This window comes from Sphingomonas sp. GW821-FHT04B01 (assembly GCF_059420425.1).
In genome coordinates this window covers 159,314-174,926 of sequence record NZ_JBWKTR010000002.1, presented here as the reverse complement: position 1 = coordinate 174,926, position 15,613 = coordinate 159,314, and the positions used below count along the sequence as shown (strand labels likewise).

Below are 15,613 nucleotides of genomic sequence, written 5' to 3'. Positions count from 1 at the left end.
CCTCGGTCGTCGCCGGCGACTCACCGCGACCGTCACAGCGCGAACCGGATAGTGCCGACCGCGCGGCGCGGATCGCCGATCGCCACCCCATAGGCATTGACCGCCGACGTATAATACGTGCGGTCGAAGACGTTCTTGAGATTGAACTGGAACGCCACCGTCCGCCCGGCGAGCGTCGTGTCGTAGCTGACGAAGCCGTCGACGACGGTATAAGCGGGCAGCCAGAAGCTATTGGCATTGTCCCCGGGACGCCGCCCGACATAGCGCCCGCCGCCGCCGAAGCGCAGCCGGTCGTCTCCCGCCAGCGCCCCGACGTCATAGGCGAAGGACAGCGAGCCGGTATCGCGCGCGACGTTGGCGAGCGACCGGCCGGCAAACACCGGATCCTCCGTCGTCCGCGCATCGGTATAGGCATAGCTGCCGATCAGGCTGAGCGTCCGCGTCACCTGCCCTGCGAGATCGAGCTCGACGCCGCGCGAGGCGGCGCGACCCGCGGTGCGATAGACGTTGAGCGCGGTCTTCGCATCGAACTGCCGGACCAGCACGTTGCGCTTGTCGATGTCGTACAGCGCCAGTGTCGCGGTGATGCGGTCGGGCAGATCGAGCTTCGCGCCCACCTCGTAGGAGCGGCCGCGCTCGGGCGGCATGGCGGAGGTGATGACGGCACCGCCGTCGAGCGGCGCGACGGTGGAATTGGGCTTCAGCGAGCGCGTGTAGCTCGCGTAGAGCGAAACGACGTCCGACGCCTTCCACACCAGCCCCGCCTGCGGGACGAACGACCAGCCATCGAGATCGGTGTTGGTGACGAACGGCCGCCCCTTCCCCGCCTGCTGCCGGAAGCCGATCAGCCGGCCGCCGGCGGTGACGATCCACCGGTCACCGAGGTGGATCGCGTCCTGCCCGAACAGCGAAACGTTGTGGAGCCGGTCGGTCTGGTCGCTGTCGGTCGGCGAGACCGCGGTCGGGAACGGTTCGCGACCGTAGACCGGCCGCAGCACGTTGAAGCCGTAACGCACCTTCTGCCGGATGAGGTCGCGGCGATAATAGCGCCGATATTCGCCCTCGACGCCGAGGATGACGCGGTGCTCCGCGCCGAAGAGACCGAAACGGCCGTCGGCATAGGCCTGGACATAGGCGTCGGTGCCGAGCGATCCGCGGGTGGCATCGTTGCTGCGCGTCAGCGTCGCCTTGGCGGTGTCGATCCCGGTGACGCGCAACTGGCCGGCATCATAGCTTTCGCTGTTGAAGCTGGCGGCGAGATGCGCTGCCCAGCCGTCGCCGAGCTGATGGTCGACCGCGAGCTGGACGAGATGGCTGTCGCCCCACATCCGGTTGACGGGATCGTCGAGCCGCCGGCGGCGCGGGATCGCCAGCGGCGTCAGCGTGCGCGGATCGAGCGCGATGCCGCGGTCGAACGGATAGGAGAAGCGGCGATATTCGTACCACAGCACCGCCTGCGTCGTGGCGCCGTACCAGCCGAGCGACGGCGCGACGAGCGTGTCGCGGCGGGTACCGAAGACGCGCCAATAATCCTCGTCCTGATGATCGAGCACGATCCGGCCGGCGAGCGCGCCGGCGATCGGCCCGGTCAGATCGACGGTCGCCTGCAGCCCGGCGCGGCCCGCGGCATAGCTCGATCCGGTCAATGCCACGGAGCCGTTCGTCGCGAGGAGCGGCTTGCGGCTGACGATGTTGATGACGCCGCCGGGGTCCATGATGCCGTAGAGCAGCGAACTCGGCCCCTTGAGCACCTCGACGCTCTGTGCGGCGGCGTTGAAGCCGCGGCCCTGCACCAGCGGCATGCCGTTGTGCATCACCGATCCGTCGCGATTGCCGCCGAAGCCGCGCTTGAGGACGGTATCCTGCGTCGCGGCGAGCGTATTGCCCTGGGTGATGCCGCTGACGTTGGCGAGCACCTCGTCGAGGTAGCGCGGATGCTGATCGCGGATCACCTGCGCGGGGACGATGTTGACCGCCTGCGGCGTGTCGAGCGGTGTCGCGGCGGAGCGCAACGTCGAGGCGTCGGGGGTCGGCTGGTAGCGGTCGTCGGCGCCCTTCGGCGCGGGCGAGGCACGGCCGGTGACGACGATGTCCTGCCCCAATCCGGTCGGCGGCGGGCGGTCGTCCGCCGCCGATGCCGGTGCCGGTGCCGCGACGGCGGGCGTCGCCGCCGCCAGGCCCGCGGCCAGCAGGCCGCTGCTCCAGATGTTCATGATTGCCGTTCCCCCTTCGAACGGCGCCCCGTAATCAAACGCTAAGCGTTCGCAATAGCGCCGCCGGCCGTTTCAACGGGTGATCTGCGCAACCTCCGCTCCCGGCTCGAAAGTTTTTTCGCGGTTTAAGCGGGAATGTCACAATCCTTGACCAAGGGGACGCGGCACGCCGCAACGGCGGCAGCGATCAGCACATCGAACGATCAACAGTGGGGCCTCATGTTCAAATCCGTTCTCGCCACCAGCACCGCGCTCGTCTCGCTCTGCACGATCCTCGCCGCGCCGGCCTCCGCCCAGACCGCGGCGCCCCAGGCGGATGCACCCCAGACCGCCGACGCCGCGACGGCGCCCGAACAGACCGGTGCCACCACGCCCGAACCGGCGGATCGCGACATCATCGTCACCGGGTCGACGCGCGCGCAGCGCCGCTTCGACGTCTCCTATGCGATCAACACGGTGACGCAGGCGGACATCGAGAAGATCGCGCCGGTCAATTTCGCCGACCTCATCGGCCAGCTTCCCGGCTTCCAGACCGAGATTACCGGCGGCGAGGTGCAGAACATCTACCGCATCCGCGGCCTGCCCAACGACGGCGGCTTCGTCAGCTTCCAGCAGGACGGCCTGCCACTGTTCCACGAGAATGACGGCGTCTTCTTCCGCGGCGACGCGATCCTCAAGCCCGACCTGATGACCGAGCGCGTCGAGGTGGTCCGCGGCGGTCCGGCGCCGGTCTATGCCAGCTATTCGGGCGCGATCGTCAACGCGATCGAGGTCACCGGCCGCGACACGGTGCGCGGCAAGGCGCAGCTGACGCTCGGCGATACCGGCCTGTACCGCGGTGATTTCGTCCAGTCGGGGCCGCTCGGCGACCGGACCTATTATGCGGTCGGCGGCTTCGTCCGCTATCACGATGGCTATCGTGACAACGGCTTCCCCAACGACAAGGGCGGCCAGTTCCGCGCCAACATCAAGCACGACCTCGACAACGGTTCGCTGCGGGTGAGCGTCAACTACGTCAACGATCACAACGTCTTCTACCTGCCGATCCCGACCGCCGACCCGCGCAATCCGTCGGTGTCGCTCGACCGCTACATCGATTATTTCAGCGGCACGCTGAACTCGCCGGCGTTGCGCAACGTCGACCTGCGCTACCGCAACGGCGCCGGCGTCGTGCAGAACGAGGCGAGCGATCTGGGTGACGGACGCCACATGCGGATGTTCAACGTCGGCGCGCAATATGACGCCGAATTCGACGGCTGGCTGGTCTCCGCCAAGGCCGGCTTCACGATGGGCAAACTCGACTTCACCGCCTTTTATTCGACGACCAATCCCTCCGATGCGAATGCCTTCGCCAGCGGCTATCAGGCGCGGGCGACGACTGCATTCGGCCCCGTCACGTCGCTGGGCTACGTGCTGGCAGGCACGAACACGGTCTACGATCCCTATGGCGCGTCCGGGCTGGTCATGCAGGGCCAGTATCGCGATATCCATTCGAAATTCTATTCGAACCAGATCAATCTGTCGGTCGCCAAGAAGTTCGAGACCGGCTTCGGCAGCCACGACCTCAAGCTCGGCCTGTACGGCAGTCTGTATGGCGAGGACAGCCGGACGATCTACCAGAATTATCTGATCGAGGTCGCGAGCCGGCCCCGCACGCTCGATCTCGTCGCCTACAATGCCGCCGGTACGCGGATCGGTCGGGTCACCGACAATGGCGCGCTCAGCTATGCCGCGACGCTGACCAAGGGCGATTCCGACGCGCAGATGATCGCGGTCTTCGCCAACGATACGTGGGAGATCGTGCCGGGACTGCGCATCGATGCGGGCATCCGTCACGAACGCTATAGCTACAACGGCTATGCCTTGCTCACCGGTGCGGCGAACCTCGGCGATCCCACCACGCTGGCCGACGACGCGACCCGCGCCTTCACCGGCGGCATCATCAACCAGCGGCTGAAGACGCATGCCACCAACTGGACGGTCGGCGCCAACTACGACTTCAACACGCATATCGGCGTCTACGGCCGCGCCGCGCATCTCGAAACGCCACCGAGCGTGCAGACCGTGATGAGCATCAACCCGACGATCATCACCACGATCGCCAACCAATATGAGGCCGGCCTCAAGCTCGCCGCCGGCCGCTCGTACCTGTACGTCACCGGCTTCTACACCAATTTCGATCCGCTCAACGCCTCGTTCCTCGCCTTCGACCCGACGACCGGCCGCAACGACGTCAATGTCCCCTTCATCGGCAAGGCCAAGGTCAAGGGCGTCGAGTTCGACGGCGCGCTGGCGGTCACGCCATGGTTCATGCTCAATGGCGCGCTGACGGTCAGCGACCCCGAATATCGCAACTTCCAGAACGCCAATGGCGCCGACCCGGCGCAGGCCGAGGGCAAGCAGATCGTCCGCCAGCCGAAGATCTATGGCAACATCCGCCCCAGCTTCGACTTCGATCTGGGCGGCAATGCGATCTCGCTGTACGGTCGCTACACCTATATGGGGAAGCGCTATGTCGACTTCTACAATCGCACGGCGCTGCCCGCTTATGGCACGACGGGGGCGGGCGTGACGGTGCGGCACGGGACGTGGCAGTTGCAGGTGGTCGGCGACAATCTGTTCAACGCGCACGGCCTGACCGAGGGCAATACGCGCACCGATCAGGTCAGCGGCCAAGGCAGCCCGGAGGCGATCTACGGCCGGCCGATCTTCGGCCGCAACGTCCGCCTCGTCGTCGGCAAATCGTGGTGAGGATGCGGCTGGCGGCGGCGGCGCTGATGCTGGCGGGCGTGCCCGCCGCCGCCGCACCGGCCGGTGACCGCGTCGTCGCCGCGCTGTCGCACCGGCTGTTCCCGCTGCTCGACGCACTCGGCGGCGACCCGGCGGCGACCGCCCGGCTCGAGGCACAACCCGGCGTTGCGGCGATGCTCGCGGCACGCGCCGCGCGGCGCAGGGCATGCGCGCAGGATCTCGCCTGTCTCGCGCAGGCGATGGTGTGGACGCCCGAAGAGGGCGCTGCGCTCACGGCGGCGGTGCCGGCGAACGCCAGCCGTGCCGATGACGGCGCACGCGCGCAGGCGGCGCGCGAGATCGAGGGGATCAACACGATCCTGCGCACCTATGCGCTCAATCAGGTGCCGCGCTACCCGCAGATCGACGGCGCCGGCATACTCGATCCGCTCGAGCTGCGCGCGCGGGTGCAGGCGGCGGACTGGCTCGCGCGGACGCCGCGCGGCGGGTCGGCGCAGGCGCTCGACCCGAGCGTCGAATTCGCGCTGGCGCTGCTCGACGTCAGCGACCGCACCGACGCGATCGGCTTCGAGCCGATCACCGGCGGCTTCAACGCCCCCGCCGTCAGGCGCGCGCGCACGTTCGACTGGTCGCGCTGGCGGTATAGCGCGCTGATCCTCACCGGCGTCGGTCCGGAGACGCCGGACGCGGCGCTCAGCCCCTATGGCAAATATCACGTCCGCCTCGCCGCGGACCGGTTCGCGCGTGGCGATATCGCCTTCATCCTGCTGACCGGTGGCCGTGCCCATCCCCGCGCGACGCGCTTCACCGAGGCGGAGCAGATGCGCAGCGCGCTGATCGACCGCTACCGCATCCCCGCCGAGGCGATCCTGATCGAACCCTATGCGCGCCACACCACGACCAATTTGCGCAACGCGACACGGGTGCTTGCCGAGATCGGCGCGCCGCTCGACCGCGACACGCTGATCGTCTGCAATCCCGGCCAAAGCGAGACGATCGCCAGCCCGGCCTTCGCGCAACGCAACCGGACGGAACTCGGCTACGAGCCAGGCACGGTCGGCCGGCGTCTGTCACCGACCGAGCTGGAGTTCCGCCCGTCGCCCAAATCGCTGCGCATCGATCCGCGCGACCCGCTCGACCCCTGATCCGAAAGTCCCGCCGATGCGCCGCTTCCTCTTCGCCGCCCTCGCCCTGCTGCCGACGCCCGCGCTCGCCTGGGGCGGCACCGCGCATGCGGTGATCGACCGTGCCGCGATCGCGGCGATCCCCGACGATGGCCCGGTCTTCCTGCGCCGGCACGTCGACTATATCGCCAGCTCCGCCGCGCTGCCCGACGCGTGGCGCAACGCCGCGGAGAATTTCGCCAAGATCGAGGAAGACCCGAACCACGGCTGGTTCCGCGAGCAATTCACCTTCCTCAAGCCGATCCCGCGCTCGCGCTATGAATTCGTCATCGCGCTGTTCAAACACTATGAAGCGATCAAGCGCAGCGATCCCGCCACCGCGGCGCGCACCAACGTGCGCTGGACGGGCACCCTCCCCTATGCGGCGATGGAGGCATATCAGCGGATCATCGTCTGCATGCGGCAGGTGCGCGCGGCGCAGGTGGCACAGCGCGATGCCGCCTTCGCCGAACAGAATTGCGCCTTCGATGTCATCCGCCTCGGCCATTATATCGGCGACGGTGCGCAGCCGCTGCACGACTCGGTCAACAGCGACGGCTGGCGTGGCGCCAATCCCAAGGGCTATACCACCGATCGCTCGATCCACGGCCGGTTCGAGAGCGGCTTCGTCGACGGCATGCGGCTGACCGCCGCCGATCTCGCGCCGCGCATCGGTGCCCCGGGACGCCGCAGCGGCGACATTTTCGACGCGATCCTCGCTTTCCTCGATACCGCCGGCGACCAGATGGAGCGCGTCTACGTTCTCGAACGGCGCAACGGCTTTCGCGACTTCGCCGACAAGGACGTGCGCGCGCTGATCTACGAGCGGACCAGCGCCGGCGCGACGATGTTGCGCGACATGCTGTGCCGCGCCTGGGCGGAAAGCGCGGTGCCGCCGGCCGAGGTCAAGCCGTCGCCGATCGACTTCGACAACCCCCGATTCGATCCCGAGACGGGGTCCGCGCCGGGCTGAAAGAAGTTTTCGGAAACGCAGTCATTCCGTGCGCAATCTTGTGACGGCTCACGATCGGGCCCAGTTTGTCGCGATGAAGAACATCGGCTTTCTCTCGTTCGGCCATTGGTCCGACGCCCCCGGTTCGGCGACCCGCTCGGCGCAGGACGTGCTGCTCCAGTCGATCGACCTCGCGGTCGCGGCGGAGGAACTCGGCGCGGACGGCGCCTATTACCGCGTCCACCATTTCGCGCAGCAGCTCGCCTCGCCCTTCCCGCTGCTCGCCGCAGTCGGCGCGCGGACGAAGCGGATCGAGATCGGCACCGGCGTGATCGACATGCGCTACGAGAACCCCTTCTACATGGTCGAGGATGCCGGCGCCGCCGACCTGATCAGCGGCGGACGGCTGCAGTTGGGCATCAGCCGCGGCTCGCCCGAACAGGTGATCGAAGGCTGGCGCCATTTCGGCTATGCCCCCGCGCCCGGTGAGAGCGACGCCGACATGGGCCGCCGCCACGGCGAATTGTTCTACGAACTGCTCGCCGGCAAGGGCTTCGCCAAGCCCAATCCGCGGCCGATGTTCCCCAACCCGCCCGGTCTGCTCCGGCTCGAGCCGCATGCCGAAGGGCTGCGCGAGCGGATATGGTGGGGATCGAGCAGCGACGCCACCGCGATCTGGGCGGCGCAAAAGGGCATGAACCTGCAGAGCTCGACGCTCAAGGCCGACGAGAGCGGCGAGCCGTTCCACGTCCAGCAGGCCAAGCAGATCCGCGCCTATCGCGCCGCCTGGCAGGAGGCGGGCCATGCCCGCACCCCGCGCGTCTCGGTGTCGCGGTCGATCTTCGCGATCATGAACGATCGCGATCGGCAATATTTCGGCCGCGGCGACAGCAGCGACCAGATCGGCGTGATCGACAATATGCGCGCGGTGTTCGGCCGCTCTTATGCGGCCGAACCAGAGACGCTGATCGAACAGCTCCGCGCCGACGAGGCGATCGCCGAGGCGGACACGCTGCTGCTGACGGTGCCGAACCAGCTCGGCGTGGCGTATAACACCCACGTCATCGAGTCCGTGCTCCGCCACGTCGCGCCCGCGCTCGGCTGGCGCTGAGCGCGGTTACTCGCCGAAGCGGAACCGGAAGCCGAGCCCGATATAGCGCCCCTCGTACCGCACATCGACCGGATAGGTCCGTGTCGCGGTATAGTTGTTGAAGTTCTTGAACGGCCCGGCGAGGATGTTGGTCACGTCGAAGCTCAGCGTCACCTGCTTGAGCACGTCGTAGCTCAGCGAATAGTCGAGCCGCTTGATCGCCCGGACGCCGACCCCGGTATATTGCGAACCGTCGGTATTCTGCCGGTAATTGGAAATATAGTCGGACCGGTAATTGTACGAAAGGCGGGTCGTGACCCCGTATTTCTCGTAGAAGACGGAGGCATTACCAGACCATTTCGATACGCCCGTCAGGCGTACCAGCGGCGTCCCGACCCCAAGCGCCTCCGGCAAGGCGTTCCGCCCGTTGATGAAGGTCACGTTGCCCTGCACGCCAAAACCGCTGAGCGCGCCGGGCAGGAAGTCGAAGAACGTCTGGCCGCCGACCTCGAACCCCTTGATCTTGCCCTTGCCGGCGTTCTCCGGACGCGACAGGCGGACGACGCCGAAGACCGGGTCCTGGATCTGGCGTTCGTAATTGCCGATGAAGCCAAACAGGTCGCGATAGAAGGCCGCGAACGTGATGCTCGACGTCGAGGTCGGATAATATTCGGCGCTGACGTCGTAATTGTTCGAGGTCAGCGGTTTCAGGTCAGGATTGCCGCCGGATCCGGTGGCGTTGACGTTGAGCAGCGGCGAATCGGGATCGACGACGCCGCCGGCGATATTCTGGGTAATGACGAGCGCCGGGTTGAGCGTGCCGAAGTCGGGCCGCGTGCGTGTCTTCGTATAGGCAAAGCGGAGCTGCAATTGTTCGAGCGGCTTGATCCGCAGACTGAGATTGGGCAGCACGTCGACGTAATTCTGCTTGATCGTCTGCGGCGTCAGAGTCTCGACATCATTGTTGTAGATGCGCGACGTACCGGAATAGGTGCCGGCCGTATTGACCAGCCGGACGCCGAACGTACCGTCGAAACCCACCGAGCCGATATCGAACTGATATTTGCTCTGGGCGTAAGCCGCGTAGCTTTCCTCCTTCGCGTAGAACTGGTCGTACGGCTGGATCGGCACGTCGTCGGCGAGGAATTTGGTCAGCGCGTCGCGATAACCGGTATCCGTCGGGTTCAGCGCGACCAGTTGACGCAGGGCGGCAATCGACCGCGTGCGCAGCGCCGCGACGTTCCCGGCAATACCGTCACGCGTCGGCATCAGATATTGGGTAAATTTCTGGGCGTCGCCGCGAAACGTATTCTGGATCAGCTCAAGCTGGCCCACGGGAAGGCTGGCGAGCGGGACGTTGAGCGGCAGCGTATATGCATAACGATTGCCGTTATTCGCCGATGCGTCGCGATCGGTGTAGCGAAAGCCGAACTTGATCTCGGGCAGCGCTTCGATCTCGGTGTCGAGGACAAGATCGCCGCGCCATTGCCAACCCTTGCCCTTGGCGATTCCGCGGCTTTCGTAATAACCGCGCCAGATATAATTGTCCGGGTTCTTTGCGTCGAACCCGACGAAGTCGAAGGACGAGCCGTTCTGCACGTCGAACGCGGCATTGACCGTCGGCGAATTGGCGAAGGCGCTGTCGAAGCTCCAGCTACGCGCGCCATATTCGGAACTGGTATAGGCAAGATCGGTCGACAGCACCGCCTTGTCGGTATGCCAGATCGCCCCGAACGCGCCCTGATAGGTGTTGGTATAATCGGCGCCGGTGCTGCGATATGCGGTCGGCGCGACACCGCCGCTCTTGGTCAGGCTTGCCGCCTGATCGGTCCGACCGGGCATCAGCACGACGTTGGAGATGACCGGCGCGCCGCGAACGCTGTCGATCCCCCGCAGATCGGCGGCGAACCAGTCGGTCGCCTGCCGGCCGCGATAGCCCTGATAGATGCCATCGAAATAGACTTCGAATTTGTCAGACGGCTTCCACTGAAGCGCCATATTGCCGGACGGGCGATACCGGCGGCCGCCGCTGCTGTAGAGGCCGACCGAATAGGGGTAATAGAATTGGTTGCCGGCACTCGCCGGCGTGACCGGCGACAGCGAGCTGACCTTCTGGACCGACTGGTCGTTATAGCGCACCGCGTTGCGATACTGCTGCTGCGCATAGGTGACGTTGGCGAGGATGCCGATTTCGCCGATCGGCGTCGTCCAGCGATCCGATACGAGGATATTGCCGGTCGGGTCGTATTTCTTGCTCTGGTCGTTGTACGTGCCGCGGAAACCGCCGCCGACGAACAGGCCCTTGAAGTCGAGTGGCCGCCGCGAACGAACGTTGATCAGGCCGGCGAGGCCCGGCTCGATCAGGTCGGCAGTACCCGATTTATAGACCTCGATACCGGCGAGCGCCTGCGCCGGAAAGTCCTGTAATGCGACGTTGCGATTCTGCGCGGTGAAGATCTCGCGACCGTTATAGGTCGAGGTCACGTCGGGCAGACCGCGGACCAGCACGCCGGTCGCCTCGTCGTCGAAGCGGGTGACCTGCACGCCGGGCAATCGCGCCAGTGCCTCCGCCGCCTGATTGTCGGGGAGCTTGCCAATGTCCTGCGCGACCAGCGCATCGACGATCGAGTCCGATGTCTGCTTGATCCGCTGCGCCGATTGCAGGCTGGCACGCAGACCGGTGACGATGATGTCCTGGTCTTGGCTCCGCTCCTCCGTCTCGCTGCCTTGCGGCGTGGCGCTGTCGGTCTGGCCATTCGGCGCGGCCAGCGCCGGCGCCGCGAACGGCGCGAGCGGCGCCACGGATAGGAGGAACGTTGCAGCTTTCATGGTTAAACTCCCCTGATAATCTCTACCGAATCAGACTGTTATCCGTCGGGTTTCTCAAGGAAGTGGATATCGTATACGTCAAAGGACGGTCAATGTTGCAAAACGGTGACACACGTTTCGCACCTAACGGCAAGTAAACTTCTGATTTAAAACAAGTCCTAGTTGCTTTGCGACTTGGGCGTCGCGGCCCGCCAGAAGATAAAATAGCCGAGCAGACCGGACAGGATCGATGCGACGAGAATGCCGAGCGACGCCTGTTCGGTCTCGGCGACATCGGCGAAGGCGAGTTCGGCGATGAACAGCGAGATGGTGAAGCCGATACCGGCGACGCCGCCAATACCGAGCACCATCTGCCACGTAACGCCATCGGGCAACGTCGCCCGCCCCAGCCGCGTCGCCAGCCAGGTCGCGGCGAGGAAGCCGAGCGGCTTGCCGATCACCAGCCCGACGACGACACCCGCGCTCAACGGCGAATGCAGCGCCTCGCCGACCAGCTCGGGTGAAAAATGGATGCGGACGTTGGAGACCGCGAACAAGGGCAGCACGATATAGGAGACCCACGGGGTCAGTACCCGGACGAGCCGTTCGGCGGCCTCATCGGTCGCCGCGGCCATTTCGTGGATGTAGCCGAGCCGCTGTTGCGCGTGATCGCGCGCCTCTTCCTCGACGGCGGGATCGTCGGTATCCTCGGCCGCGGCGACGGCTTCCTTGAACTGGTCGACGGGGCGCTGCACGCGCTCGGCAAACACCCCTTCGGACAATCGCGAGCTGGTCGGCAGCAGCAGGCCGACCGCGACCCCGGCGATCGTCGGATGGATGCCCGAGCCGAACACGCCGATCCAGACGACGAGGCCGAGCAGGACATAGGGGATGGACGCGACCCAGCGCAGCCGGAGCAGGCCGACGATGCCGAGATACCCCGCCGCCGCGAGCGCCACGAACCACCAGTCGATCGTCGCGGTATAGGCGACCGCGATGACGAGCAGCCCGAACACGTCGTCGATCGCGGCGAAGGCGAGCAGCACCGCGCGCACCGCCGGCGGCAGGCGGGTGGTGAACATCGCGACGATCGCCAGGCTGAAGGCGGTGTCCATCGCGGCGACGACGCCCCAGCCGTGCTGCGTCGGCGTGCCGTAATTGAAGGCGAGATAGAGAGCGACCGGCACCACCAGCCCGCCGATCGCGCCGGCGACGGGGAAGATCGCGGTCTGCCACGTGGCGAGCGATCCCTTGACGAACTCCCGCTTCACCTCGGTGCCGATGATCAGGAAGAACAATGGCATCAGCGCATCGTTGATCCATTCGGCGGCGGGCCGGCCGAAGGTCCAGGCACCGTAACTGAAGCTTACGGGCCGGTCCCACAGCCGCACATAGTCGGCGCCGAACGGCGAGTTGACGACGACCAAGGCGACGATCGTCGCGATCAGCAGCGGCCCGCCCGAGACCTGGCCGATCGCGAAAAATGGTTCGATTTTCTGCAGGATCGCCGCAGCGGGCGAATGATGGGCCCGTGCCGCGACGCGCCCGGACAGGCGGGGGTTGAGAGCCATGGAATTCCTGTTCAGCAAACCTTGGGAAATGATACGGATAAGCACTCCGGTGCGTTCCCGGCTGCGCTGACCCTCGTAAGCCTTGGTGATGCAGATTAGACGTATCTAGCAGCCGAGTTGTTCGTCGTTCTTTGCCTGAGCGACGCTGCCGACAATGCGACGATCATGCTTTGTACCGGATCGTTGAAGTGTCGAAGCCATTTCGGGACGCAGGCCTGAAATTGTTCCTTTGACTTTCACCCGTCAAAGGGCATGTAGGTTACAGCCGACCCTCCCCCGGGTGTCCGGCGCCTTTTGTCCGACGAAGCGAGTACCCCCCATGACGACGGAAACCAACACGGTCGAACTGGCCACCGAGCTGACCATTGCCTGGCTCAGCAATCCCAACACCCGCACCAACGCCGACGACGTGCCGGCCTTTCTCCAGTCGATGCATGCCGCGGTCGGCCGTCTCGCCAGCCCCGACGCCGCCGAGCCCGAGCAGGCGTCGCAGGACTATGTTCCCGCGGTGTCGGTGCGCAAATCGCTGGCGTCGCGCGATCACATCATCTCGATGATCGACGGGAAGCCGTATCGCACGCTGCGCCGGCACCTGACCACGCACGGCCTGACGCCGGACGATTATCGCCAGCGTTACGGCTTGAAGCCCGACTATCCGATGGTCGCGCCGTCCTACAGCGAGAGCCGCAGCGCGATGGCGAAGACGATCGGCCTGGGTCGCAAGGCGGGCCAGAAGGTCGATCAGGGCGCCGGCGCCGCAGCCGGTGCCGCCAAGGCGCCGCGCAAGGGCGGCAAGGCCGCGCTGCAGGCGGCCAAGGATACGCTCGGCACCGACGAGGAATAAGACCCTCGCGATGCACACCACGGGCGGCCCTCAGCGAGGGCCGCCCGTGGCAGGGTCCCTCATTCCAGATCGTTTTCGCTGATCACGATCAACGGCTGATCCGGGTTGCGCGCCAGTGCGGCGAGCCCCGCCTCGGCGATCTCGTCCGAGAAACGGTTGAACATCTCGACCGCATCGTCTTCCTCGGGTGCGTCGCCACTCAACGCCTCGAGCACGTCATATTGCACGGCGAATTGCAGTTCCTCGGCGTCGACCTCGCCGGAGAATTCGACCTGGCGCTCGTTCGGATTGTCGAGGATGGAAGCATTGTCGATTTCGAGCTTGTCTGCGGCCACGTGGTACCTCTTTCGTCAAATCATCCCGCGATCGGCGGGTCAGGTCGGATAGCGCTGGGCGTCGGATGATGTTCCATGCCGGCGCGCCATCGACCATAACGCGCCCGTATCAAAAGTGCGATCGGGTCGCGATGCCTGACCGGCCTTGCCTTCGCGGCGGCCAATGCGCAAATGGCCCCGCATGACCTCACCCTCCCGCCGCGGCTTCCTGCGCGATGCCGGTCTCGGTGTCAGCGCGCTCGCCGTGCCGTGGCTGCCGGCCTGGGCGCAGCCGGTGTCGACGGGGCTCGCGCCGGCGCTGCCGACGCTGACCGGCCCCGATATCGCGCTCACCGTCGATCACCTGATGGCGACGATCGACGGCCGGCCGACGCATGCGATCGGCGTCAACGGTACGCTGCCGGCGCCCTTGCTGCGCCTGCGCGAGGGGCAGCGGGTGCGGCTGGCGGTGACCAACCGCCTCGCCGAGGAAACGTCGATCCACTGGCACGGGCTGCTGGTGCCGTTCCAGATGGACGGCGTGCCGGGGATCAGCTTCCCGGGCATCGCACCGGGCACCACCTTCACCTACGAATTCCCCGTCGTGCAGGCGGGGACCTATTGGTATCACAGCCATTCCGGCCTGCAGGAGCAGATGGGGCATTACGGCCCGATCGTCATCGATCCCGCCGGCGCCGATCCGATTGCGGCGGACCGCGAGCACGTCATCGTGCTGTCCGACCACAGCCCGCTGCACCCGCATGCGATCTTCACCAAGCTGAAGCAGCAGGGCGGCTATTTCAACTATCAGAAGCAGACGCTGGCCGGGTTGCTCGCCGGGCGGGACCAGCCGGCCAAGGATCGCCTCGCCTGGGGCGGCATGCGGATGGACCCGACCGACGTCTCCGACGTGACCGGTGCCACCTATACCTATCTGGTCAACGGTCATGGCCCCAAGGACGACTGGACCGCGCTGTTCGCGCCCGGCGAGCGCGTACGCCTGCGCATCGTCAACGCCGCAGCGATGACCAATTTCAACCTGCGCATCCCCGGCCTGCCGCTGACGGTGGTGCAGGCGGACGGGCAGACCGTGCGGCCGGTGACGGTCGACGAACTCCAGATCGCTGTCGCCGAGACCTATGACCTGATCGTCACGCCGGCGGATCGCGCCTATACTGTGGTCGCGGAGGCGTGGGACCGGTCGGGGATGGCGCGCGCGACGCTGACCCCGCGGCTCGGCCTGCGCGCGGCGGTGCCGCCGCTGCGCCGGCGTCCGCTCGCCACGATGCGCGACATGGGGATGGGGGAGATGGCGGGGATGGCCGGCATGCATCACGGCATGCGCGATTTCGCCGCCGCGCCGGACGTGCCGAGGACGCCGGTCGTGCAGACGATCGCGCCGATGCCCGCGGACCGGACCGGCGAGCCGCCGCAGGGCCTCGCCGATACCGGCCACCGGGTGCTCGTCTATCGCGATCTCGTCGCACAGGAGGCCAATCCCGATCCGCGCGCGCCGTCGCGGCAACTTCGCATCCACCTGACCGGCAACATGGAACGCTATATGTGGGCGTTCGACGGGGTGAAGCTCAACGCGGTCACCGCGCCGATCGCGTTCCGCGAGGGCGAGCGCGTCCGCGTGACGCTGGTCAACGACACGATGATGGCGCACCCCATCCACCTGCACGGCCATTTCTTCGAACTGGTCACTGGCCATGGCGACCACAGCCCGCGCAAGCATACGATCAACGTCGCGCCCGGCGGCACCGCGACCTTCGATCTCACCGCGGATGCGCCGGGCGATTGGGCGTTCCACTGCCATATGCTCTACCACATGCATGCCGGGATGATGCAGGTGGTCAGCGTCCGCCCTGACCCCGCCGCCGGAGCGGGCGCGTGAGCGCGCTGCT

General features: G+C 66.4%; 10 protein-coding genes. 6 read left to right on the top strand and 4 right to left on the bottom strand.

Features of this window, described 5'->3' with window-relative positions:
* Positions 1–32 precede the first annotated feature (32 nt).
* Positions 33–2,213, bottom strand: coding sequence for a TonB-dependent siderophore receptor (locus AC07UH_RS07055; protein WP_495180344.1), 2,181 nt, complete (start codon positions 2,211–2,213; stop codon positions 33–35).
* Positions 2,214–2,432: 219 nt separating this feature from the next.
* On the opposite strand from AC07UH_RS07055, the gene AC07UH_RS07050 reads away from it, so the two are divergent.
* The 4 genes from AC07UH_RS07050 (at position 2,433) to AC07UH_RS07035 (ending at position 8,190) form a co-directional block, all read left to right on the top strand.
* Positions 2,433–4,964, top strand: a complete 2,532-nt coding sequence (locus AC07UH_RS07050; protein ID WP_495180345.1) for a TonB-dependent receptor — start codon at positions 2,433–2,435, stop codon at positions 4,962–4,964.
* A 2-nt stretch (positions 4,965–4,966) separates the two neighbouring features.
* The gene (locus AC07UH_RS07045; protein ID WP_495180346.1) at positions 4,967–6,109 is read left to right on the top strand and encodes a YdcF family protein; all 1,143 of its coding nucleotides are present in this window, start codon (positions 4,967–4,969) and stop codon (positions 6,107–6,109) included.
* A 16-nt stretch (positions 6,110–6,125) separates the two neighbouring features.
* On the top strand, positions 6,126–7,100 hold the full coding sequence (locus tag AC07UH_RS07040) for a phospholipase C/P1 nuclease family protein (RefSeq protein WP_495180347.1): 975 nt from the start codon (positions 6,126–6,128) through the stop codon (positions 7,098–7,100).
* Positions 7,101–7,173: 73 nt separating this feature from the next.
* The gene (locus AC07UH_RS07035) at positions 7,174–8,190 is read left to right on the top strand and encodes an LLM class flavin-dependent oxidoreductase (protein ID WP_495180348.1); all 1,017 of its coding nucleotides are present in this window, start codon (positions 7,174–7,176) and stop codon (positions 8,188–8,190) included.
* A 6-nt stretch (positions 8,191–8,196) separates the two neighbouring features.
* Here the strand turns inward: AC07UH_RS07035 and AC07UH_RS07030 are convergent, their stop codons facing one another.
* A complete protein-coding gene (locus AC07UH_RS07030) occupies positions 8,197–10,998 on the bottom strand; it encodes a TonB-dependent receptor (RefSeq protein ID WP_495180349.1) in 2,802 nt (933 codons plus the stop codon).
* Between the two features lie 158 nt (positions 10,999–11,156).
* Positions 11,157–12,548 carry a Na+/H+ antiporter NhaA gene (gene nhaA / locus AC07UH_RS07025; protein WP_495180350.1) on the bottom strand — a complete coding sequence of 464 codons (1,392 nt, stop codon included), beginning with the start codon at positions 12,546–12,548 and terminating at the stop codon, positions 11,157–11,159.
* 319 nt (positions 12,549–12,867) lie between these two features.
* Between nhaA and AC07UH_RS07020 the strand changes: the two genes are divergently transcribed.
* The gene (locus tag AC07UH_RS07020; RefSeq protein ID WP_495180351.1) at positions 12,868–13,392 is read left to right on the top strand and encodes a Ros/MucR family transcriptional regulator; all 525 of its coding nucleotides are present in this window, start codon (positions 12,868–12,870) and stop codon (positions 13,390–13,392) included.
* 59 nt (positions 13,393–13,451) lie between these two features.
* Here the strand turns inward: AC07UH_RS07020 and AC07UH_RS07015 are convergent, their stop codons facing one another.
* Positions 13,452–13,727, bottom strand: a complete 276-nt coding sequence (locus tag AC07UH_RS07015) for a DUF1488 family protein (RefSeq protein ID WP_038658953.1) — start codon at positions 13,725–13,727, stop codon at positions 13,452–13,454.
* Between the two features lie 181 nt (positions 13,728–13,908).
* Between AC07UH_RS07015 and AC07UH_RS07010 the strand changes: the two genes are divergently transcribed.
* Positions 13,909–15,603 carry a copper resistance system multicopper oxidase gene (locus AC07UH_RS07010; RefSeq protein WP_495180352.1) on the top strand — a complete coding sequence of 565 codons (1,695 nt, stop codon included), beginning with the start codon at positions 13,909–13,911 and terminating at the stop codon, positions 15,601–15,603.
* Positions 15,604–15,613 lie beyond the last annotated feature (10 nt).

Bases quoted from the DNA above. Each gene is read 5' to 3' on its own strand.
- AC07UH_RS07030 (WP_495180349.1), bottom strand. From the start codon at position 10,998: ATGAAAGCTGCAACGTTCCTCCTATCCGTGGCGCCGCTCGCGCCGTTC.
- AC07UH_RS07040 (WP_495180347.1), top strand. From the start codon at position 6,126: ATGCGCCGCTTCCTCTTCGCCGCCCTCGCCCTGCTGCCGACGCCCGCG.
- AC07UH_RS07050 (WP_495180345.1), top strand. From the start codon at position 2,433: ATGTTCAAATCCGTTCTCGCCACCAGCACCGCGCTCGTCTCGCTCTGC.
- AC07UH_RS07055 (WP_495180344.1), bottom strand. From the start codon at position 2,213: ATGAACATCTGGAGCAGCGGCCTGCTGGCCGCGGGCCTGGCGGCGGCG.
- AC07UH_RS07045 (WP_495180346.1), top strand. From the start codon at position 4,967: ATGCGGCTGGCGGCGGCGGCGCTGATGCTGGCGGGCGTGCCCGCCGCC.
- AC07UH_RS07020 (WP_495180351.1), top strand. From the start codon at position 12,868: ATGACGACGGAAACCAACACGGTCGAACTGGCCACCGAGCTGACCATT.
- AC07UH_RS07035 (WP_495180348.1), top strand. From the start codon at position 7,174: ATGAAGAACATCGGCTTTCTCTCGTTCGGCCATTGGTCCGACGCCCCC.
- AC07UH_RS07010 (WP_495180352.1), top strand. From the start codon at position 13,909: ATGACCTCACCCTCCCGCCGCGGCTTCCTGCGCGATGCCGGTCTCGGT.
- nhaA (WP_495180350.1), bottom strand. From the start codon at position 12,548: ATGGCTCTCAACCCCCGCCTGTCCGGGCGCGTCGCGGCACGGGCCCAT.